Raw genomic sequence first — 20,006 nt, 5'->3', positions numbered from 1 at the left:
GCGAAGGTGGTCCGATATACGCCGTGGCCCGAAAAGTCAACGCCGCTGGCCTTTATCCGGGCGGCGAAACCCCGGCGGCGGCGCCGCCGCTTCCCTCTCGACAAAGGGCGCCACGGAATGGCGCACATGCCGCTCGCGCGCCGCCTCTGCAAGCCTCAAGTGCAGGCCGCGGCGGATCGCTTCAGGGCTTCGGCATCCACGGGCAGCAGCACGGCCTCGGCCCGGTGCAGCACGTCGGCGAGGCGCGCGCGGGCCGCGGCGGCGAGGCGAGGCTCATCCATCTCGGAGAGCGATGTCAGGGCCGCCACGAGCCGGAGCCCCACCTCCACCTGCCCGGCGCCGTCGCGGGCGATGGGCCGGAAGGCGTCCTCCAGCATGTCGCCCATCGACAGGGCGGGAATGGTCACGTTCGTCGCCGCATCCTGGACGGGCAGGTTGAGATCCGCGCGCCAGCCCCACAGGAGGCGGGTCAGGGTGCCGCTGACGTCGATGGCGGTGCCGGGGTCGTTGACCCCCGGCGACAGCGCCTTCGATGCAATCTCCGCAAGCACCACCATGCCGAACCGCGGGTCCTGCTCGAAGCTGCGGATGTCGCCGATGGTGATGGCCCGCCGCAGGGCTTCCGCCAGCACGTCGTCGGGTGACACATCGAAGATGGCGAGGGGGCGGACCGGATCCATGAAGGCGCCCGGCCGCACGGCCAGATGGCACGTCACGCCCTCCGGCAGGGCCGCCGAGAGCTGCCCCACATCCATGTGCTGGACGTAGCCGATGGCGCTCGCGAAGACCGGATAGCCGGCCGGTGCCGGGCCGTCGCGGACGGTTGCGCCGAGGCCGGGCCGGCGCGCGAAATCCTTCAGCGCCGCGGCGGTCGCCTCCTCGGTCCGGTCGATGATCTCGCCCATGCGCCCGAGGCGTGAGACCCGGTCGATCCAGCGCAGGAGCGTCCCGACGACGACGGCGATGAGGACCACCGTCGCGGCGAACAGCAGCAGCCGGCCGGCGTCTGAATAGACACCGCCCACGCTCCCCACCAGCGCCACGATGGAGAACAGGAAGGCGCCCACGAAGACGCTGAGCGTGCGCTGCAGGCCGGCATCCTCGATGAGGAGGCCGGTGGCGCGCGGCGTCGCGGCCTGTGCGGCCGCCGCGAGGACCGAGACGATGGCGGACAGGCTGAACGTGACCACCGCCAGCATGCTCGACGCCATCACCGTGAGCACCGGTTCCAGGCTGTCGGAGGCAAAGGTGAGGTAATCGGGCAGGGAATATCCCGATGGCAGGGCTGCCGCTGCCAGCACCACGGCCACGGCCGTGAGGCTGTAGGCGCTGGGCCAGAACCACAGCCGGTGGGCGAGGCGCTTGAGCTGGAAGCGCACGCGCTCGCTCAGGATCGGGGGGACCATGCAAGCTCCGGACTGCGGCCTCGCGCAGGTTGGTCGCGCCGACGGCACGCCCCGCTTCTCGTCAGGAAGGGGAAGCTTGGCTGGAGGTCTTCGGTTGCATGAGGTCGATCACGAGGCCGTGATCGCGCCGGGACGCGCTCAGCTCGCCTCGCTGCGCATGGCCATCTTCTCGCGGCGGCGCTGGACCGAGGAGGGGATGTTCATGCCCTCCCGATACTTGGCGACGGTGCGGCGGGCGATGTCGATGCCGTCGTCCTTCAGCTTCTGCACGAGGGTGTCGTCGGAGAGCACATCCTCCGGCGCCTCGGCCTCGATCAGCATCTTGATGCGGTGGCGTACCGATTCCGCCGAATGGGCCTCGCCGCCGCCCGAGGCGGAGATGGCGGAGGAGAAGAAGAACTTCATCTCCACCACGCCGCGCGGGGTCGAGATGTATTTGTTCGACGTCACGCGCGAGACGGTGGATTCGTGCATGCCGATGGCATCCGCCACCGTGCGGAGGTTCAAGGGTCGCAGGAAGCGCACGCCGTGCAGCAGGAAGGCGTCCTGCTGGCGCACGATCTCGCTCGCCACCTTCAGAATGGTGCGGGCGCGCTGGTCCAGCGAGCGGGTAAGCCAGCTCGCGCTCTGCAGGCAATCGGCGAGGAAGCTCTTCTCCTCCTGCGACTTGGCGTGCTTCACCACGGTGGCGTGGTAGCTCTGGTTCACCAGAACCCGGGGCAGGGTCTCGGAATTCAGCTCCACCAGCCAGGTGCCGTCGGCGCCGGGGCGCACATAGACGTCGGGCACCAGCGGGTGGACCACGCCGGAGCCGAAGGCCAGTCCCGGCTTGGGGTCGAGGCGGCGGATCTCGCCGATCATGTCCGCGAGGTCCTCGTTGTCCACGCCGCAGACGCGCTTCAGCGCGTTGCGGTCGTGGCGGGCGAGGAGTTCGAGGTTGGCCACCAGCGCCTGCATGGCGGGGTCGAAGCGGTCGCGCTCGCGCAGCTGGATGGCGAGGCATTCGGCGAGGTTGCGGGCGCCGACACCGGAGGGCTCGAAGGTCTGGATGAGCTTGAGGACGGCTTCCACCTCGGCGCGCGGCACGCCGAACTGCCCGGCGAGAAGATCAAGGTCGCCGGTGAAATAGCCGGTCTCGTCGATGAGGCCGATGACGTTGATGCCGATGAGCCGCCGCGCCGGATCGCTCACCGCCACGGAAAGCTGCGCCTCCAGATGGTCGGCGAGGGTGGTCTCCGCCGTCAGGAAGGCTTCGGGATTGTAGTCCTCGCCGCGCTCGCCGCCGCCGCTCCATTCGCCCATGGACGGGCTGGAGGCGGTGGAGCCACCGCCGGTGACGCCGCGATCTGCCGGGACGTCATCGGGAAAGACGTTGCCAAGGTCGGTGTCGAGCCGGGTCTCCATGGCGGCCCGGCTCTGCTCGTTGTCGTTGCCCGTCCAGTCGCTGGCCGGGGGCGGCTCGCCATCGAGGCCGCCGCGCGCCATCTCCTCGCCGCGGGTCTCGCGCACCTCGGGCTGCGGATCGGACCCGCTCGTGTCGCCCTCGGTGATGCGCTCCAGCAGCGGGTTGCGCTCCAGCTCGGCCTCGACATAGGCCACCAGCTCCATATTGGAGAGCTGCAGCAGCTTGATGGCCTGCATCAGCTGCGGCGTCATCACCAGCGACTGGCTCTGCCGGAACTCCAGCTTGGGGCTCATCGCCATGATGCGGGCCCCTTCATGTTGATGGCGCTGCGCGTGCTCACAGGCGGAACTCCTCGCCCAGATAGAGCCGCCGCACGTCGGGGCTGGAGACGATGGCTTCCGGATCGCCCTCCATAAGCACCGCGCCGGAATGGATGATGTAGGCGCGGTCGATGAGGCCCAGCGTCTCGCGTACATTGTGGTCGGTGATGAGCACGCCGATGCCGCGCGAGGTGAGGTGGCGCACCAGCGCCTGGATGTCGCCCACCGCGATAGGGTCGATGCCGGCGAAGGGCTCGTCCAGCAGCATGAAGGCCGGCTTGGTGGCGAGCGCGCGGGCGATCTCGAGGCGCCGCCGCTCGCCGCCCGACAGGGCGATGGAGGGCGACTTGCGCACGTGGGTGATCTTGAACTCTTCGAGCAGCGCCTCTGTCTCCTCGCGGCGGCGGGCCCGGTTGGGCTCCGACACCTGGAGGACGCCCATGATGTTGTCCTCCACCGAGAGGCCCCGGAAGATGGAGGCTTCCTGCGGCAGGTAGCCGACGCCGAGGCGGGCGCGGCGATACATGGGCAGAGGCGTGATGTCGTGGCCGTCCAGCTCGATGCGGCCGGCATCGGCCTTCACCAGGCCCGTCACCATGTAGAAGCAGGTGGTCTTGCCGGCGCCGTTGGGACCGAGCAGACCGACCGCCTCGCCGCGGCGGACGTTCATGCTCACGTCCTTCACCACCTTGCGGCCGCCATAGGACTTGGCGAGGCCGAAGGCGGCCAGCGCGCCGGTGGAATTGAAGGGCAGGGCGTCCCGCCCGTCGCCGGGATAGGATGAGGGATAGTCGTCGCCCGCATCGGCGTCGTCGCCATAGGCGGCGTCCGGCGGCATGTAGGCGCGGTGGCGGGGATCAGGTGCGGTGCGGGCGGGTGTCTCGTAGCCCGCATCATATCCCGCATCGCTGCGCGGATCGTCCTCTTCCCACTCGCGGGAATCCCGATCGCCCGCCGTGAGGGGGCCGCCATCCGTTTCACGGGGATCGTCTTCGCGGGGGTCGTACTGGCGCGCATCCTGCCCGCCACGGGTGCTGCCCGAGCCGGACTTTCCCCCCGACTTCGAGTCTCCCGACTTCGACTTGCCGAACATGGACAGGACGTTCAACGCGACCTCCGGAAAACCCGGCCCCCAGATTGGAAGGTTTAGAACGTCCCAGCCGGGGATGCAACGCCTCCATGCAAGAGGCGGGCCGATTTCCGGGGTGGGAGTCCCCCGAACGCGCGGAAGTGGGAATAGTCAATTGAAACGAAAGAGAAATAATTTAACTTGACAGACGCATGAAGGCTGCAGGAGGCGGCCGCAGGGCCGCCTCGGCCGGTCAGCGCTTGGGGGGCTGTTGGCCGCCCTGTTCGGTCTTGGGCTTGTCCGCCTCCTTCAGGCTGCCCGGGACGATGAGGCTCTCCACCCGGCCGCCCTCGAACTTGGACACGCCACTGACGAGATCCACCACCAGCTTCTGGCCACGGATGACGTTGGGACCCTGGGTCAGCACCACGGGCTTGCCCACCATGGTCACGGTGTTGGTCTTCATGTCGAAGACGCCGCTGTCGCCGGTGGCGGTCTGCTCCTTGGTCTTCACCACCACGCCGCCAGTGGCCTCCAGCTTCTTGATCTGGCCCTTCTGCGCCGGATCGGTGCCGGCCTGCGGGGTGCCGCCAGCCTGCTCGTTCATCGAGCCTTCGTAATAGACCAGCAGGTCCTTGGACCGGAGCGTGGTGTCGCCCTGCGTCACCAGCACGTTGCCGGAGAAGACGGCGACCTTGTCCTTGTCGCGCACCTCCAGCCCGTCGGCATTGATGCGCACGGGCTGGTCGCGGTTGCGGGCGAAGCCCTGCAGCGCGTTGGGCACGCTGGTGCTGGGCGCCTGCGCGGCCGCAGGACCGGCGACGAGAAAGGCCGCCAGCGCAAGAATGCAGGCGGGTGCGAGGCTCGAAACCGGGAGGCGGCCCATGAGGGCCGTCGCATGAAACATCATTGAGCAGGGACCGGGCGTCGCGGGGGAAGGGGCGCCGGCACCAGCGCCGGGGCCGCGGGAGTAGGTGCGGGCGGGACAGTAATGGTTCCGGTGGCCGCCGGGGCAGGGGGCGTGGTGTGAGGGGCAACGGGCGTCGCATCAGCTGCGCGGGCCGGGGCGGTCGCCGCGGGTGCGGCAGGCGCGGCTGCGGCCGGGTTGGCGCCCGCATGGGCGCCGTCGGGCTTCTGGCCGGGCAGGTTGCTCATGCGGAAGTCGAGCTGCACATGGCCCTGGAACAAGGCGCGCGCGCCGCGATCGGTCACATCCAGCCGGTCGGCCACCAGCTTGCCGTCGAGATAGGTGAAGACCACCGGATGGGAAGTGGCGATGGTGCCGGCCTTGATGTCCACGTCGGCGTCTTCCAGCTTGCCGCCGTAGCCGCCGTTCATGGCGAGGTCCACGCCGTCGCCGAGCGTGATGAACTGCTTCTTGGTGTCGAAGCTGCCGGTCTTGGCGTTGACGCTGGCCCAGCCCTTATCAGCCAGCTCCAGGCGCGCCTCGATGTCGGAGAGTTCGATCACGTCGGGCCGGGTGAGGTCCTGCACCGCGGTGCGGGCGGTAATTCGGTAGCCGCGATTGTCGTCGGTGAAGCCGGAGAGCTTGGGCAGTTCCATGGTCAGGCGAGAGCCCGACAGGGTGAGGTGTCCAATGTCGAACGGCAGGTCGATGGAGAGCTTCAGCCGGGAGAGGATGGATACCGCGCCGATGCCGATGACCGCGACGACGATGGTGAGCGGCACCAGCCGCTTGATCCAGCGCACACGTGCGCTATGCCGCCGCGCCTTGGTGAAGTCCGGCGGAGGCGGCGGGGTGAAGGCCTCGGCCTCCCGCGCATCGAAATCGTGTGGCGGCACGTGTCGGTTCATGGCCCTGTTCCGGCGGCGGGCCTGCCCCGCTGGCGCCTGTTCTCGGCTGCACGCCCCCTGACGCGGGCGTCCGGCGCGTCGCCCCACGCGCGGGGTCCAAGGTGTCCGAAATGGCGGCTTGAGGCAAGAGCCGTGCCCAAGCCTCTCATGTGCAACGCTTTTTTGCGCGCGCCCGGATCACGAATGGGCGAAGATGTCCTCGTCCGCCCAGCCGGAGAGGTCGAGGGCGGCGCGGGCCGGCAGGAAGGCGAAGCAGGCGGCGGCGAGCCCGGTGCGGCCTTCGCGGGCCAGCATGTCCTCCAGCTTGGCCTTCACCGCGTGCAGGTGCAGCACGTCCGAGGCGGCGTAGGAGAGCTGGGCGTCGGAAAGGTCGGTGGCACCCCAGTCCGAGCTCTGCTGCTGCTTGGAGATGTCGACGTTGATCAGCTCGCGCAGCAGGTCCTTCAGGCCGTGCCGGTCGGTATAGGTGCGCACCAACCGCGAGGCGATCTTGGTGCACCACACCGGCTGCGGCATCACCTTGAAGGTGTGCTGGAGCACGGCGATGTCGAAGCGGCCGAAGTGAAACAGCTTGGTCACGTTCGGGTCGGTCAGCAGCCGCACCAGATTGGGCGCGCTGCCGGGGCCGGCGCCCTGCGGGATCTGCACGAGATCGGCGCTGCCGTCGCCGTTGGACAGCTGGACGAGGCAGAGCCGGTCGCGGAACGGGTCGAGACCCATGGTCTCGGTGTCGATGGCCACGACGGAGGAGGCCACGAAGTCCGCGGGCAGGTCGCCGCGGTGGAGGCGGATGGTCATCGGATGTCTTTTGCCTTGTTCGAGCACGGCTTTTAGCGAACGCCCGCTGCCCTGTCGATGCCGCAGCGCAGGACAGGCGCCCGGTGCGCGCCGCGGTTCGCCGTGCTAGAAGCTGCGCCGTTCGACCGTTACGAAAAGCCTGGGGGGAGATATGCGTTCGTTTTTGGCGACAGGCCTGCGCCTTGCGGGCCTCATTCTGGCGTTCGGCCTGATGGCCGGTACGGTGGCCGAAGCGCGGTCGGTGCCGCCCGGCAGCTACCTGCGTTCCTGCCGTGACGCGCAGGTACGCGACGGCGTCAACCTCGCGGCCTTCTGCGCCACCCGCAACGGCCAGTGGGTGGTCACGCGGCTCAACGATTTCCCCTCCTGCCGGGGCGACATCTCCAACCAGAACGGCCAGCTCTGGTGCGAGCGCCGCCCGGTGCCGCCTCCGCCGCAGCCCGGCTTCGGCCCGCCCGGCTCCTATCGCCAGACCTGCACTCGCGTGGAATTCCGCAACGGCGTGCTCAGCGCCTTCTGCCTGACCCGCGCCGGCAACTACCAGCCTTCGGTGCTCAACACTCTGACCTGCCAGCCGGGCACCGACATCTCGAACCAGAACGGCCAGCTGTGGTGCCGCCCGCGCCAGCAGGTGCAGCCGCCTCCGGGGTCCTACATGCGCACCTGCCGCAATATCTCGCTGGGTCTCGGCGGCGTCCTGCGCGCCCAGTGCCAGCGGGTGAACGGCTCGTGGAACCCGACCGCGCTGAACATGAACAATTGCGGCAACTACCGCGACATCTCGAACCAGAACGGCAACCTCGCCTGCTTCTGAGGTTCGCGTATCGCGAGGTGAGCTAACCTTTCGTCACTGGTATCATCGCCCCGATCGATTCGGTCGGGGAGTGATGCCATGGCGGGGGCGCGTGACAGGCTGCTGGGCGGGGCGCTGGCGGCACTGGGATGGATGCTGGCGGCGGGCCTCTCGCCCGCCGCGGCGCAGTCGGTGCCTCCGGGCAGCTATCTCAACAGCTGCCGGCAGGTTCAGGTGAGGTTCGGACACGACCTCGCGGCCTTCTGCCCGAACCGTGCCGGCCGGGACGTGGTGACCCGCCTCGACAATTTCCCCGCCTGCCGCGGCGATATCGCCAATGTGGACGGGCGGCTGACCTGCGCGGCCGGCGGCGGCGGAGGCATCCTCGGCCCCGGCGGCATCGCCCCCTCGCCCACGCCGTCGTTCCAGCAAGTCCCTGCAGGGCCCTATAAGGCGTCCTGCCGCAACATCCGCATGGATGGCCCGTGGCTGCGCGCCTCCTGCCGGGACGACGGGGGCGGCTGGCGGGATGCGAGCCTGATGCCGGCCGGCTGCATTCCCGGCAAGGGCATCGTCTACGAGGATGGGCGGCTCTCCTGCGGCGGCTCCGGCTTCAGCGGCGACCGGCCCCCGGCCGGCTCCTACCGTGCGTCCTGCCGTGACATCAGCTATGCCGCTGGGCTCATCCGGGCCACCTGCCGGAACAGCTTCGGCAGCTGGGTGCCCACCACGCTCGCCACATCCTGGTGCGGCCATGGCCGCGACGTCCGCAACGAGGGCGGCAGCCTCACCTGCCGGCCGGAGGGCTCGCCCGTACCGGATGACAAGACATGGGGCGGCGGAAGCTGGGGTGGAAACGGCGGAAGCGGTGGCGGAAGCTGGGGCGGCTCCCTTCCCTCCGGCTCCTACCGCGCCACCTGCCGCAATATCAGCATGTCCGCCGGTTGGCTGAAGGCCTCGTGCAAGAGCACGTCGGGCACGTGGACCAACAGCAGCACCTTCGCCAGCTGGTGCTCGGGCGGCTCTCACGACATCGCCAATGTGGACGGGCGCCTGACATGCCGTTAGGTTCGCTGCGGTAGTTCGGTGCCGCCCGCGGGGCCGCGCCTCATCCTCAATCCTCGTGCGAAGGATGCCGCATGATGAACTTCCGGGTTTGGGCGGCAGCCCTGCTGTGCCTGTCCGCCACGCCGGCCGCGGCGGCCGGCGACATTCCGGTTGGCAGCTATCTGGAGAGCTGCCGACAGGTGCAGGTGCGCTGGGGGCGGGACCTCGCCGCGTTCTGCGCAACCCGCGCCGGCGAGTGGGTGGTGTCGCGCCTCGATGATTTCCCCTCCTGCGACGGCGACATCGCCAACCGCAACGGGCAGCTCATCTGCAAGGAGACCCCGGCACCGGGATCGCTCTACGGCACGCTCGCCCCGTCGCCGCCGCCCCGGCCCCAGCCGCCGGCCCCGCCGCCCGTGGTCCAGCGCCCGCCGGCCGGCACCTACACCTCTACCTGCCGCGACCTGCGGCTCGAAGGCAGCTGGCTCTCCGCCACCTGCCGCGACGGCTGGGGCAACTGGCGCGAGGCCGGCCTCTCCCTCACCGGCTGCCCGCTGGGCGCCGACATCGCCAATGTGGAAGGCCGGCTCGCCTGCCGCTCCTTCACCTCCCAGCACGCGGGCGACTATCCGCCGCCCGGCTCCTATCAGGAGACCTGCCGCGAGATATCGCTGGAATCCGGCACCCTGCGCGGCACCTGCCTCAGCCGCCGTGGCGCATGGCTCTCCTCGTCGCTCTATCTCTCCTGGTGCAGCAACCGCGAGGTGGTGAATGACGATGGCATCCTGCGCTGCGCCTCCTCCGCGTCGTCAGCCGGATCGGGCTGGAACACGACGCCCGCACCCTACGGCTCCTATCGCTCCACCTGTCGGGACGTGACGGTGAGCGGCGGCTTCCTGCGCGCCATGTGCCAGGACCGCGGCGGCACGTGGCGCACCTCGGTGCCGCTCCAGCTCTCCCAGTGCCTGCAGGGGGCGGACATCTACAACGACAACAGCGACCTGCGCTGCTCGCGCGGCGGTTCCTCCGGCTTCAGCGACCGTCCGCCGCCCGGCTCCTATATGGCGAGCTGCCGCGAGATCCGCGTGGTGGCCGGCTGGCTGAAGGCCTCCTGCCAGGACCGCAACGGCCGCTGGTCCGAAGCCACCACCGCCGTCTCCTGGTGCAGCCCCGGCCGCGACATCGCCAACGACAATGGCCGGCTGACCTGCCGGTAGCGGGTGGGTTCGCCGGCGGGTCCCTGCCGGCTTTTCGCGCCGATCATTTCAAGGGTGGTGAACGACCTGTGGGCCATCAAGGCGGGGATGCGGTGCTGCTTGCTCGCGCGGCACCGCGCCGGCACGCTGGACCTCATCGCACGTACTGGCGGCGAGGAATTCGCGGTCATCCTGAGACCGAATAGGCGGGATGTGATGCGCTGGGCGCGGCGCTCCTGGCGGCGTTGAGGGCGGAAAATCTTCCTCACCCTCGGGCGGACGCCTCACCGCGAAGACCGGCGGCGCCACCGCGCGGGACTGCGGCCTGGGCGGCCCGTTCGTGGCGGCCGATGCCGCGCTCCGTGCGGCGAAGGCCGGCGGCCGCGACCATTGTCGTCGCGGCGCGGCCGGCTGACCGGATCGGGAGCCTAAAAGGCTCAGTCGACCGCCACCTCGGCACCAAGGTTCTCGAACACCGCGTCGATCTTGCCCTTCAGCGTCTGGGCATTGAACGGCTTGACGATGTAGTTGCTGACGCCGGCCTTCTTGGCGGCGATCACGTTCTCGGATTTGGCTTCCGCCGTCACCATGATGAACGGGATCTGGCCGAGCGCGCCGTCGGCCCGCACCTGCTTCAGCAACTCGTAGCCGGTCATCGGCTCCATGTTCCAGTCGGAGATGACGAGGCCGTAGCTGCGTTCCTTCAGCTTGGCCAGCGCTTCGGTGCCATCGGAGGCCTCGTCCACATCTTCGAAGCCGATCTGCTTCAGAAGGTTTCGGATGATGCGCACCATGGTCTTGTAGTCGTCCACCACAAGGACGGGCATCCCAAGATCAACCCCCATGACACACTCCAGAAACGGGGACGATGAACGCGCTCTTTCCATGTTTGGCGAGCGCAACGACGAGAAATGTTCTGATGTCCCGGGCTTGTGCGAGGCTTGCATCAAGAATTCGTGTCGTCTTCCGCAATCAAGGCGGACGATTTATAGGAGGGTGCAAGCATAGTGCTTTCAGGAGGCCCTAATGTCGGCTGCCCGGCGACCCTTCAGGATTGAGACCCCGAGTTCCGCCGGCGCCGCCGTCGACCTCTTCGCGGTGGATGGCCTCGACGACCATCTGCGTCGCATCTTCGGCGAGCTCGCCGAGGTGCGGGAAGAAATCTCGCGGTTCAAGGCGCGCGATCCCGCTGTTGATCGCGAGCGTGACCGCAACGTGCTGTGGGCCGGCATCGAGACCATCCAGGATGCGATCCAGCACACCAAGCACGAGATTGCGAGCCTGCACGCCGAGGGCGCGCGGGGCGAGAAGCTGCTGCGCGCCACCAGCGAACTGGAGGCGGTCGTCACCGACACGGAGGAGGCCACCGAGGCCATCCTCTCCTCTGCCGAGCGCGTCGATGCCTTGATGCTCCAGATGCACACGCTGCTGACCGGCGATGCGGCGGACCTCGCCTCCGAGATCCAGAACGAGACGACCAAAATCTTCGAGGCCTGCAATTTCCAGGACATCACCGGCCAGCGCATCCGCAAGGTGGTGAAGCTGCTGCTGTTCATCGAGGAGCGGGTGGCGCGCATGACCGACATCTGGGGCGGCGCCGACCTCGTGGCGCAGGGCGCGCGCATCATCCCCCGCGAGGGCGACGAGGCCCTGCTCAATGGCCCTGCCCTCAGGAGCGACGAAGGCGTGGTCTCGCAGGACGACATCGACAGCCTCTTCGCCTGAACCGCCGCCGTCATCGCCCGGCTCGTCCGGGCGATCCACGCGTCCGCCGTCCGGCCCTCTCCCGCTTCGCACCCCTCCAGCCGCGCCGTGGATCGCCCGCACAAGCCGGGCGACGACGCAGTGGGTGAGCGATGCCGGGGGTGCGGAGGGCGATGACGGGGGAGCGGGGGTGACCCCGGTCCTCACGGTGTGTGACTTTCCACTTCGGCCTCGCTCCGCCCCGGGGCGTGGGCAGCCTGGCTCAGTAGAGCCGACCGGCCCCGGCCGGGGGCGCTGCGGCCGCCGGAACCGGCGGCGCCGCGCAGAAGGCTTCGGCCGTCCCGGTCCACTGGCCGACGCCCGCAGCCACCAGATTCTTCATCACCCGGCAGACATAGCGATGCTGCGCCACCGTGTTCTTGGGGCCTGCATTGTAGCGCGCGGCCGCCATGGTCCAGCTGCCGTGCCGCTTGCGCAGGACCTGTAGGAAGCGGGCTCCCTGCTCCACATTGAGGCGCGGATCGAAGATCTCTTCCAGCGAATTGAACTCGTGCCGGTGCCAGTACCAGTTCACCTGCATGCAGCCGATGTCGATCAGCTTGACGCCGCGCCCGTTGGCTTCGTGGAACAGCCTCAGCGCCTCAGGCAGTGTCGCGGGGATATGGTCCTTGCCCTCGATATGCAGCATCAGCGGCTGAAGCCCGCTGCCCATGCCGCTCTCGGTGAGCGCGACGGCGTAGAGGATCTGCAGCGGGATCTGGAATTTCGCCGCCGCCCGCGCCAGCTCGCGCTCGCAGATGCCCTGGGGGACGGGCTTTCGGCCGGCGTCTTTCTTCGGCGGTGAAGCCGTCGCCTGGCCTGAGACGGGCGGCGCCGGTGCGGCCTTTTGGGGCGCCGGTTGCCGCGGCTCAGGCGCGTGCCGTTCCCCCCAGATGGGCCGTGTGGGGGCAGAGGGGGCGGACATCGGGGGCTGAGGCTCGGCGGCCATGTCCCCCGTCTCGTCGGCGACGGGTGGGCCGAACGCGGCGGATGCGTCGCCGCAGAGCGCCTCAGCCGGCGCCAGCGCGAGGCTCGTCAGCAAAAGAAGGCGCAGAGTCGTCATCGGTAAATGTCCTGTCCTGCCGGCTGTTCCGGCCCTGCCGGCCGGGGTCGGTGTTGCCGCGACCGCCGCCTTGCCCCTCGTCCGCGCGCTCTTGCCGGGGCGGGCCCTCCATGGCGGCAAGGCTGCGCACCGGTGCATCGAGTTGCGACAGGACAGGGCCGCCCACCTCCAGCTCCACGTCCGGCAGTCCGGCCGATCTGAGGATGGCGGAGAGATGGTCCTTCTCGGCCCCGAGAAGTTCGGCGGTGGCCGGGTTGTCCGCCTTGAGGCGCACGGAGAGGCCGTGCGGGGTGAGGCGCATGTGCACCACCACCCGCCCCAGCGTCTCCGGCGAAAGCGCGATGTCGAGCACGCGCACCGGGCCGGTGGGCTTGGGGCTGTCGGGGGCTTGGACCGCGCTCCCCGCCGGGGCGCTCGCCGCGGCGGGATCGATCTGGGCCACCTCCGCCGCGATGGCGCGGCCGACCTGCGCAAGGCTGGCGAAGGGCAGCGCGGGGGATGCCTCCGCCTTGATGGTGGGCTGGAGCTTCGGCGGTTCCGCCACGGGCGCGGTGGGCCGGGCGGGCGCTTGGCTGTGGTCCGGGGCGGTGCCACGGGGCTGGGGCTGGTCACCCCGCGCGTCATCGGGCGCGGCGCGCGGGGGCAGCGGCCGGACGGGCATCCGGTTTTCGCGTGGGTCGAGGTGCCGGGGAGGGGCGTCCACCGCGGGCGTGTCGGTCGCTTCGCTCGTGGACGTCTCGCGTTGCGTGTCGGCCCGCGCCACGGGCAGGGGCGCGGTTGCGGGCGGGGTGAAGGCGCGTACCGGCGCGAAATGCGTTTCCTGCCGCAGCACGACGAGCAGCATCGGCGGCGGCGCCTCCGCCGAACCCGTCGGCGCGGCCAGCGGAACGGGAGCCGGTATCGCCTGAGGGCTCGGCGCGATGTCCGTGGCCGGCGTGTCCCTGGCGTCCATGACTGGCGCGGTCGGCATCGCAAGGAGCGGGATCGCGGCTGGCTGGAGAGGTGTGTCGGGCGCGGGGGTGTCGGCGGGCGGCTCGACCTCAGTCTCGGCGGCGTCGATGGGGCGTGTCTGCTGCTGCGGCAGGATCAGCGCGCCGCGCGGAGCGGGGGCGGCGTCGATCCCGCCGCGCTGCGGGGCGGGGCGTTCGCAGCGCGCGAGCAGCCGGTCGAGGCCAACCGCCGGGGGGCGGGTCGGGGGCTCGGCGGGAGGTGGCTCCGTTGCATCCTCGCGGGGCGCCTCCTCCTCGCGGCGGGGCGTGGGGCGGGCATCCTCCATCAGGCTGAGCAGGTCGTCGAAGGGTGGGCCGTCCTGCGGCAGCGGCTCGCGGCCGGCGGCGGTGTCGGGGTTCAGGGCGAAGGCCGCCAAGGCGACGTCGGCGGTCCTCATCGCGGCGCATCCTTCAGAAGGGAGTCGATCTCCCCGAGCTTCGCCTGCGCCTTCGTCAGCGCCGCCGAGGGCTTCTCGTCTCCCGCCGTCCGGGCGGGCTGGGCGCTGGCGACCACCGCCGGAGCGGACGGGGCTGCCGCGGGGGCTGGCGAAGTGGTCTGGGAAGGCGCCTCGTCGGCGCGGCGGATCAGCTCCGCGGTGCGGCGCGCGGCCTCCAGCAGCGCCTGGTCGGAGGGGTCGAGGCGGGCGCGGTCGATGGCCTTCAACGCCTCCTCCGCCGTCTTGTAGCGATCCGGCGTCGCCGCCTGCGCGGCGCTGAGATAGACGCGCGCGCGCTCGGCATCGCGGCTCGCGGCCGGGGCGAGCATCATGGCCCGCTCGGCGGCGGTGGTGGCGAGCGCGGTCTTGCCCTCGACGATGGCCGAGCGCGACACCAGGAGGAAGACCTCGCGCCGGGCATCCTCGTCGAGGGGCGCGAGCAGGGCGTCGAGCCGCGAAAGGCCGTCCGGCGTCGCCAGCACGTTCATGCGGCTCAAGGCGGCGGCGAAGCGCTGGCGGAAGTTGCCGGCATAGGCGGAATGGCGGAACCGGCTGAAATATTGCCCCGACAGCCGCTCGAACTGGTCGAGGTCGCCGGCCTGCGCCGCCACCAGCACGGCCCGGCGCAGGGCCGCCTCATCCACCAGCGTGCCGGGCATGAGGAGGCGCGCCACCTCCAGCAGCCGCGAAGCCTTCGCCGGGTCGGAGCGTACCGTGAGCGCCGCCTGGGCAAGGGCGATCTGCCCGCCGATGCCGTTGGGCAATTTCCGCGCGTCGATCTCGCCGAGCTGGCGCAGGGCCGGCTCCTCCCGGCCCTCCAGATAGAGCAGGCTGCCGGTGAGGAGCTTTTCGTCGATGTTGGGCTTCGGCTCGCGGTTGATGATGGCGCGCAGCACGGCCGGATTGCCGCCGCCGAGGAAATACATGACCAGCGCCCGGGCATTGGCCGGATCCTGCCAGACGGACGGATCGGCATCGCCGAAAGCGGCGTCCATCTCGGTGATCATCGCCCGCTGCTGGGCGATGCCGGCGGTGGAGCCGGCGGCGATGAGATCCTGCAGCCGCTGGAGGCGGCGCACCAGCGTGACGGGATAGATATCGGTGCGCCCGACAGGGGGCGCGGCCTCGGCGGACCTGGCGTGGGGCCCGGATGCGTCCGCGTGGGCGGGCGAGGGCTCGGCCGGCTGATCCTGCGCGGGCGCAGGGGTGGAATGGGCGTCGTGAGACGGCTCGGCAGCGGCATGGGCGGCGGGAGCGGCGGTCGGGACGGGCTCCGTGATGGGCGCCATGGGCTCGGACGCCGGGGGCGCGCCGGCCGCGGTCGTGTCGGCGAGAAGGGGAGCCGGCGTTCCGGCCGGGTTTCCGCTCCCCTCCGCCGCGACGGGGGATGGCGCAAGAACCGGCGCAGCGGTCGGAGCCTGCGCAGGTGCCATCGGCACCGCTGGCTCGGACGGCAGGGGACGGCGGGGCGGCAGCGGCATAGGGAAAGGCCCAAGGGGGGCATAGGCGGAGACCGCCGATGCGGGCACGGACGGCGCCACGGCGGGACGTGGGGCCGGTGCGGGGGCCGGTCCGGGCGCCGAGTCGGGCGTCCGTCCGGGCGCGGCCTGAGGTGGCGTCGCGGGTTTGGTTGCCGCGACGGGATTCGATGGGAGTGAAGGTTTTGTCGCCGCCGGTTGGGTTGCTGCTGTGGGCTTGGGTGCCGCAGCCGGGACGGATGTTCCCGACGCAGCCGAGCTCGCCGGGGAGGTAGCGCCCGGCGGACGCACGGCCGGTGCCGGGGATGCCACGGGCTTGGGGGCGGGCGGCAGCGCAGCGGGTTTCGGGGCGGCGGCGGTGCCGGGGCTTGCTTCAGCAGTGGGAGGCCTCGGCGAGGTGCCGGAGGGCACCGCTGCATTCTGCGTCGCGGCGGCCTTGGGCTGGGCGGGAGCTGCGGCAGGCGGCGCTGACGCGGGGGCGGCCGCCGTCGGTGCCGGTTTCGGTGCGACAGTGTTGGGCGCGACCGGCTTTGGCACCGGCTTGTCGGCGTTGGCCGCCGCAGGCGCAGGCGTGCCCGGGGCCGCGGCGCCGGAGGTCGTCGTCCCCGCCGCGGGTTTCGGTGCGGCGGGCTTCGGCGCGGCCGGCTTCGCGGGCGCAGGTCTGGTCACAGCGGGGCGCGCGGGGGCGGCGGCCTCGCCGCGCAGGCCGTCCCACGGGTCGGCGTCGTCCTCGGCGCGGGCGGTGCCGGGCAGCAGCAGCGATCCGGCAAGGAGGAGGAGAAGGCCGGGCCGGATCATGAGGGCGCCTTCAGCAGGATCTCGATGCGCCGGTTCTGCGGCGCGTTCGGATCGGCGGTGTTCTTGAGGTTGCGGTCGGCGAGGCCCTCGATGGCGGTCACGCGCTTCTCGTCGAGGCCCCCGCGCACCATCATGTAGAGGGCCATCTGCGCCCGCGCGCTGGAGAGCCGCCAGTTGTCGTAGGTGTCCGAGCGGAACGGCCGCGCATCGGTGTGGCCGCGAATGACGATCTCCCCCGGTCGTGCGCCGAGCTTCTTGGCGATCTCGCCCATGGCCCGCACGAAGCGGGCATCCGGCACGGCCGAGCCCACCGGGAACATGGAGAAGTCGAGATCGTCGGTGAGATCGACGACGAGCCCTTCCTTCGTGGCGCGCACATCCACACGCGGGGCGGCACCGGCCGTGCCCACGGTGGCGGCGACCACCTGCTTCAGCTCGCCTTCCAGATCGCGCGCCGCCTTGCCGGCTGCTGCGGCCTGCGCGGCCGCCTGCGCCTTCTCTGCTTCCCCCGGTTTCGCCGCGGCGGTGGTGGCGTCGGGTCGACCGGCGGGCTGGTCGACCTTGGAGGGCTTGGCCTGCGGGTTGCGGGCCTGCCGCCCGGAAGACATCTGCCAGTAAGTGGGATCGAACGGATCCCGGTTCACGTCGCCTGCCCCCGTGCCGGGAGAACCGGTATCGCCGACGGCGGCGTCGGATGTGCCGCCCGGGCGCGCATCGGCATCCCCCGCCAGCTTGTTCAGCACCGCATAGGGATCGCGGAAGGCGGCGCGCTCCTTGTCGCCCTGCTGGCGGTCGTCGCCCGCGCCGGTCTCGCGACCCGTGGTGTTCTTCAGGCTGGACTGCTTGTCGCCGTCCGAGGACGTGCCCTTGGCCTTGGTGTCCTCGGGATCGTTGAGCCCGCGCACGTCGGTGATGCTGGAGGCGAGGTCCACCGGGTTGAAGTAGTTGGCGATGGCCTTGCGCGTGTCCTTGTCGGTGACGTTGATGAGCCACATGATGAGGAAGAATGCCATCATCGCCGTCATGAAGTCGGCGTGCGCCACCTTCCAGGCGCTCGAATGGTGCTCGTGCTCGTCATCGTCGTGGCGCTTGACGATGATGATCTCGCCGTGACCCTCCTTGCCGGACATGGCGCTCTCCCGTCAGTTGCCGCGGGCGGCGGCCGCCGCCCAGCCGGAGAGCTGAGTCTCCAGCACGCTGTCGTCGCAGGTGATGCGAAGGTCGCTCGCCGAGCCTTCCGCGAGGACGATTCCCGGCACGTCGGCGAGCTGCGCGCGCAGCGCCGCAGCAAGGTCCCCCGATCCGGTGATGGTGATGGCCGGCCCCGCTGCTCCCGCCCGCAGAAGGTCGCGCACGCGCCGGGCCAGCTCATCCAGAGCGCGGGCGCGGGCCGCCCCGCTTACGAAGGGGCGCAGAACGGCGGCGAGCGCTTCGGAGATGCGCGTTTCCACTTCGTCGAGGCCGGTGCCGATCAGGCCGGCGAGCCGGTCGCCCTCCTCCATGCACCAGCGGGCGCGGGCCTCGGCGATCTCCTCTTCGAGGCGCGCGGCGAAGGCGGCCTCGGCATCGGCGAGCTGCTGCTCGCAGGCGGCGAGGGCGATGGCCGCCTCCTTCAGCGCCACACGGCGGGCCTCCTCGGCCGCCGCGCGGATGGCCTCGGCGCCGGGGTGCTCGTGCGGGCGCAAGGCGGGCGTCGGCGTGATCGCCGGAACGGGCGGCACGGCGCTCACCGGCGTGGAGCCCTTGGCCGGGCCGCGCGGCGCGACGCCGAAATGGGGCAGGTGGTGAAGAAGGGCGGTGGTGCTCATGCCCGGGCGTCCTGATGCAGCCACTGGCGCAGGATCGCGGCGACCTGCTCCTCATCGAATTCGACGATCTGCTCCAGCCGCTTCTGCGGCGAACGGTTGAGGCGGCTGGTGAGATCCTCGATCAGGCTCAGCGCACCCGGCGCTTCCTCACCGGCCGCGCCCTCGCCCGACACCATGGACGGGCCGGCGACGGCGGCGAGCGGGGCGCCACCCGCCAGCATGGCGGCCTCGATGGTCTCGGCATCCTCCACCTCGTCGCGCTCGGGGCGGGCGAGGATGGCGCGCACGGCGGGCTTCAGGCCGAACCAGATCACCAGGCCGGCGACGATGAGGATGGTGGCGGCGTTGATCATGGTGCCGGCCTGCCGCAGCAGTAGCTCGGACCACGGCAGCGGCGGCACCGGCTCCAGCGCCGCCCCGCCATTGGCGAAGGAGACCGCCGCGACCTTCAGCTTGTCGCCACGCTCCTTGTCGAAGCCGGCGGCGGAGGCGACCAGCTGCTCCACTTCGTAGAGCTGCTGCTCTACCGGAATGGCATCGGCGCCGCCGGCCGCGCCCATGAGGCGTTCCTTGTTCACCAGCACGGCGATGGAGAGGCCGCGCACCACGAAGGCCTCGCGTACGGTCTGCACGGTGCGGGTGGAGACCTCGAAATTGGTCAGTTCCTCGCGGCGGGAGGAGTTCTCGTTGGAATCCGTGCCGCCGTCGCCCTGCTGCGTCTGGCCGGGGATGTTCTGCTGCACGGAGGTGTTGGGCTGCTTGGTCTTGTTCTGGCTCTGGCCCAGCTCCTTCACCACGCGCACGGAGCGCTCCACCTTGGACGCGGGATCGAAGGTGGTCTCGGAAGTGGTGACGCGGTCGGTGTCGAGGCGGGCCGACACCTGCACCTCGAAATTGCCGAGGCCGATATAGGGCGCGAGCGTGCGGCGGACCTTCTCCTCGGTCTCGCGGCTCACCTGCTGCTGGAGCATGGCCTTCTTGCCGGCGGCGGCGCTGGCGCCGTCCTCGCTTGAGGAGAGCACCGCGCCCTCGGTGCTGAGCACCGTCACCTGGTCCATCTTGAGGCCGGGAATGGCCGCGGCGACGAGGTGGCGGATGGCCTGCGCGGTGGAGGCGTCCTCCGCCGTCTCGGTGCGGATGACCACGGAGGCGGAGGCGCTCTGCTGGTCGCGGCGGAACGAGCCGCGCTCGGGCAGAACGATGTGGACCCGCGCCGCCTTGATGCCCTTCATGGTCTGGATGGTGCGGGCAAGCTCGCCTTCCAGCGCGCGCACCCGCGTCACCTCCTGCATGAAGGAGGTGAGGCCGAAGGCGCGGACGTCGTTGAACAGCTCGTAGCCGGTGTTGCCGCTCTGCGGCAGGCCCTTCACCGCCAGCAGCATGCGGGCGCGGGCGGTGTCGGAATGGGAGACGAGGACGGTGGTGCCGTCCGCATTCACGTCGAACGGGATGCCCGCGTCCTTCAGCGCACCGCCGATGCGGTTCACGTCCTCGCGGGTGAGGTTGGCATAGAGCGGCTCGCGCTCCGGCTGGCCGAGATACCAGGCGCCGAGCGCCACCGCCGCCACCGCGGTGAGGCCGATCAGCGCCAGCGCGATCAGGCGCCGGACGCCGAGGTCGCGCAGGTTGCGCCAGAGTTGCTCCAACTGCTCTTTGCCGATCATCGGCGGATCTCGTCTGATTGCGGCCGGTCCGCTTATGCGGGGCCGGGACAGGGACCGGGCACGCGCTTGCGGGCGCTCATGTGCCTTAGCCGGCAATCTCGACGGTCAAACTTGCCTGAGCATTGCGGGAAAGCTCCGCTCCCGCGGGGGAGCACGCGCGCAAAAAAGTGGCCACGC

At 70.6% G+C, this 20,006-nt stretch carries 17 protein-coding genes; 4 read left to right on the top strand and 13 right to left on the bottom strand.

Features of this window, described 5'->3' with window-relative positions; all coding sequences use genetic code 11:
* Positions 1 to 155 precede the first annotated feature (155 nt).
* From FHT36_RS23510 to FHT36_RS23485, 6 genes are all read right to left on the bottom strand, one after another.
* Positions 156 to 1,406 carry a DUF2254 domain-containing protein gene (locus FHT36_RS23510; protein WP_169124881.1) on the bottom strand — a complete coding sequence of 417 codons (1,251 nt, stop codon included), beginning with the start codon at positions 1,404 to 1,406 and terminating at the stop codon, positions 156 to 158.
* Positions 1,407 to 1,544: 138 nt separating this feature from the next.
* Positions 1,545 to 3,110: an RNA polymerase factor sigma-54 gene (gene rpoN / locus FHT36_RS23505; protein WP_169124880.1), complete on the bottom strand. Its 1,566-nt coding sequence runs from the start codon at positions 3,108 to 3,110 to the stop codon at positions 1,545 to 1,547.
* Between the two features lie 37 nt (positions 3,111 to 3,147).
* Entirely contained in the window at positions 3,148 to 4,239 is a 1,092-nt protein-coding gene (lptB, locus tag FHT36_RS23500; RefSeq protein ID WP_246702408.1) for an LPS export ABC transporter ATP-binding protein, read from the bottom strand.
* A 214-nt stretch (positions 4,240 to 4,453) separates the two neighbouring features.
* Positions 4,454 to 5,086: an LptA/OstA family protein gene (locus FHT36_RS23495; protein ID WP_169124879.1), complete on the bottom strand. Its 633-nt coding sequence runs from the start codon at positions 5,084 to 5,086 to the stop codon at positions 4,454 to 4,456.
* 20 nt (positions 5,087 to 5,106) lie between these two features.
* Complete coding sequence (locus FHT36_RS23490) at positions 5,107 to 6,015, bottom strand: hypothetical protein (RefSeq protein ID WP_169124878.1); 909 nt, start codon at positions 6,013 to 6,015, stop codon at positions 5,107 to 5,109.
* 177 nt (positions 6,016 to 6,192) lie between these two features.
* A complete protein-coding gene (locus tag FHT36_RS23485; RefSeq protein WP_169124877.1) occupies positions 6,193 to 6,813 on the bottom strand; it encodes a ribonuclease D in 621 nt (206 codons plus the stop codon).
* A 151-nt stretch (positions 6,814 to 6,964) separates the two neighbouring features.
* On the opposite strand from FHT36_RS23485, the gene FHT36_RS23480 reads away from it, so the two are divergent.
* The 3 genes from FHT36_RS23480 to FHT36_RS23470 all read left to right on the top strand — a co-directional run bounded on the left by FHT36_RS23480 (position 6,965) and on the right by FHT36_RS23470 (position 9,870).
* A complete protein-coding gene (locus tag FHT36_RS23480; RefSeq protein WP_169124876.1) occupies positions 6,965 to 7,627 on the top strand; it encodes a CVNH domain-containing protein in 663 nt (220 codons plus the stop codon).
* Positions 7,628 to 7,705: 78 nt separating this feature from the next.
* On the top strand, positions 7,706 to 8,674 hold the full coding sequence (locus FHT36_RS23475; protein WP_169124875.1) for a CVNH domain-containing protein: 969 nt from the start codon (positions 7,706 to 7,708) through the stop codon (positions 8,672 to 8,674).
* 74 nt (positions 8,675 to 8,748) lie between these two features.
* Positions 8,749 to 9,870, top strand: a complete 1,122-nt coding sequence (locus FHT36_RS23470; RefSeq protein ID WP_169124874.1) for a CVNH domain-containing protein — start codon at positions 8,749 to 8,751, stop codon at positions 9,868 to 9,870.
* Positions 9,871 to 10,286: 416 nt separating this feature from the next.
* Here FHT36_RS23470 and FHT36_RS23465 read toward each other — a convergent pair whose 3' ends face one another.
* Entirely contained in the window at positions 10,287 to 10,694 is a 408-nt protein-coding gene (locus FHT36_RS23465) for a response regulator (RefSeq protein ID WP_024276855.1), read from the bottom strand.
* A 181-nt stretch (positions 10,695 to 10,875) separates the two neighbouring features.
* Between FHT36_RS23465 and FHT36_RS23460 the strand changes: the two genes are divergently transcribed.
* A complete protein-coding gene (locus tag FHT36_RS23460) occupies positions 10,876 to 11,574 on the top strand; it encodes a protein phosphatase CheZ (RefSeq protein WP_169124873.1) in 699 nt (232 codons plus the stop codon).
* Between the two features lie 241 nt (positions 11,575 to 11,815).
* Here the strand turns inward: FHT36_RS23460 and FHT36_RS23455 are convergent, their stop codons facing one another.
* From FHT36_RS23455 to fliF, 6 genes are all read right to left on the bottom strand, one after another.
* Positions 11,816 to 12,655: a lytic transglycosylase domain-containing protein gene (locus FHT36_RS23455; RefSeq protein ID WP_246702407.1), complete on the bottom strand. Its 840-nt coding sequence runs from the start codon at positions 12,653 to 12,655 to the stop codon at positions 11,816 to 11,818.
* The gene (locus FHT36_RS23450) at positions 12,603 to 14,042 is read right to left on the bottom strand and encodes a flagellar hook-length control protein FliK (protein WP_169124872.1); all 1,440 of its coding nucleotides are present in this window, start codon (positions 14,040 to 14,042) and stop codon (positions 12,603 to 12,605) included. Before FHT36_RS23450 ends, FHT36_RS23455 begins: the two co-directional genes overlap by 53 nt.
* Positions 14,039 to 15,370, bottom strand: a complete 1,332-nt coding sequence (locus FHT36_RS23445; protein WP_169124871.1) for a chemotaxis protein MotC — start codon at positions 15,368 to 15,370, stop codon at positions 14,039 to 14,041. Before FHT36_RS23445 ends, FHT36_RS23450 begins: the two co-directional genes overlap by 4 nt.
* A 983-nt stretch (positions 15,371 to 16,353) precedes the next feature.
* Entirely contained in the window at positions 16,354 to 17,487 is a 1,134-nt protein-coding gene (locus tag FHT36_RS23440; RefSeq protein WP_169124870.1) for a flagellar motor protein MotB, read from the bottom strand.
* A gap of 12 nt (positions 17,488 to 17,499) precedes the next feature.
* Entirely contained in the window at positions 17,500 to 18,165 is a 666-nt protein-coding gene (locus FHT36_RS23435) for a hypothetical protein (protein WP_169124869.1), read from the bottom strand.
* The gene (gene fliF, locus FHT36_RS23430; RefSeq protein WP_169124868.1) at positions 18,162 to 19,829 is read right to left on the bottom strand and encodes a flagellar basal-body MS-ring/collar protein FliF; all 1,668 of its coding nucleotides are present in this window, start codon (positions 19,827 to 19,829) and stop codon (positions 18,162 to 18,164) included. Before fliF ends, FHT36_RS23435 begins: the two co-directional genes overlap by 4 nt.
* Positions 19,830 to 20,006: the final 177 nt, after the last annotated feature.

This window comes from Xanthobacter sp. SG618 (assembly GCF_012932745.1).
GTDB classification, from domain to species: domain Bacteria; phylum Pseudomonadota; class Alphaproteobacteria; order Rhizobiales; family Xanthobacteraceae; genus Xanthobacter; species Xanthobacter flavus.
This window is presented reverse-complemented; position numbering and strand designations above follow the sequence as displayed.

Bases quoted from the DNA above. Each gene is read 5' to 3' on its own strand.
- FHT36_RS23460 (WP_169124873.1), top strand. From the start codon at position 10,876: ATGTCGGCTGCCCGGCGACCCTTCAGGATTGAGACCCCGAGTTCCGCC.
- FHT36_RS23445 (WP_169124871.1), bottom strand. From the start codon at position 15,370: ATGGCGCCCATCACGGAGCCCGTCCCGACCGCCGCTCCCGCCGCCCAT.
- FHT36_RS23470 (WP_169124874.1), top strand. From the start codon at position 8,749: ATGAACTTCCGGGTTTGGGCGGCAGCCCTGCTGTGCCTGTCCGCCACG.
- FHT36_RS23475 (WP_169124875.1), top strand. From the start codon at position 7,706: ATGGCGGGGGCGCGTGACAGGCTGCTGGGCGGGGCGCTGGCGGCACTG.
- rpoN (WP_169124880.1), bottom strand. From the start codon at position 3,110: ATGGCGATGAGCCCCAAGCTGGAGTTCCGGCAGAGCCAGTCGCTGGTG.
- FHT36_RS23440 (WP_169124870.1), bottom strand. From the start codon at position 17,487: ATGTCCGGCAAGGAGGGTCACGGCGAGATCATCATCGTCAAGCGCCAC.
- FHT36_RS23465 (WP_024276855.1), bottom strand. From the start codon at position 10,694: ATGGGGGTTGATCTTGGGATGCCCGTCCTTGTGGTGGACGACTACAAG.
- FHT36_RS23510 (WP_169124881.1), bottom strand. From the start codon at position 1,406: ATGGTCCCCCCGATCCTGAGCGAGCGCGTGCGCTTCCAGCTCAAGCGC.
- FHT36_RS23490 (WP_169124878.1), bottom strand. From the start codon at position 6,015: ATGAACCGACACGTGCCGCCACACGATTTCGATGCGCGGGAGGCCGAG.
- FHT36_RS23485 (WP_169124877.1), bottom strand. From the start codon at position 6,813: ATGACCATCCGCCTCCACCGCGGCGACCTGCCCGCGGACTTCGTGGCC.
- FHT36_RS23495 (WP_169124879.1), bottom strand. From the start codon at position 5,086: ATGGGCCGCCTCCCGGTTTCGAGCCTCGCACCCGCCTGCATTCTTGCG.
- fliF (WP_169124868.1), bottom strand. From the start codon at position 19,829: ATGATCGGCAAAGAGCAGTTGGAGCAACTCTGGCGCAACCTGCGCGAC.
- FHT36_RS23480 (WP_169124876.1), top strand. From the start codon at position 6,965: ATGCGTTCGTTTTTGGCGACAGGCCTGCGCCTTGCGGGCCTCATTCTG.
- FHT36_RS23450 (WP_169124872.1), bottom strand. From the start codon at position 14,042: ATGAGGACCGCCGACGTCGCCTTGGCGGCCTTCGCCCTGAACCCCGAC.
- FHT36_RS23435 (WP_169124869.1), bottom strand. From the start codon at position 18,165: ATGAGCACCACCGCCCTTCTTCACCACCTGCCCCATTTCGGCGTCGCG.
- FHT36_RS23455 (WP_246702407.1), bottom strand. From the start codon at position 12,655: ATGACGACTCTGCGCCTTCTTTTGCTGACGAGCCTCGCGCTGGCGCCG.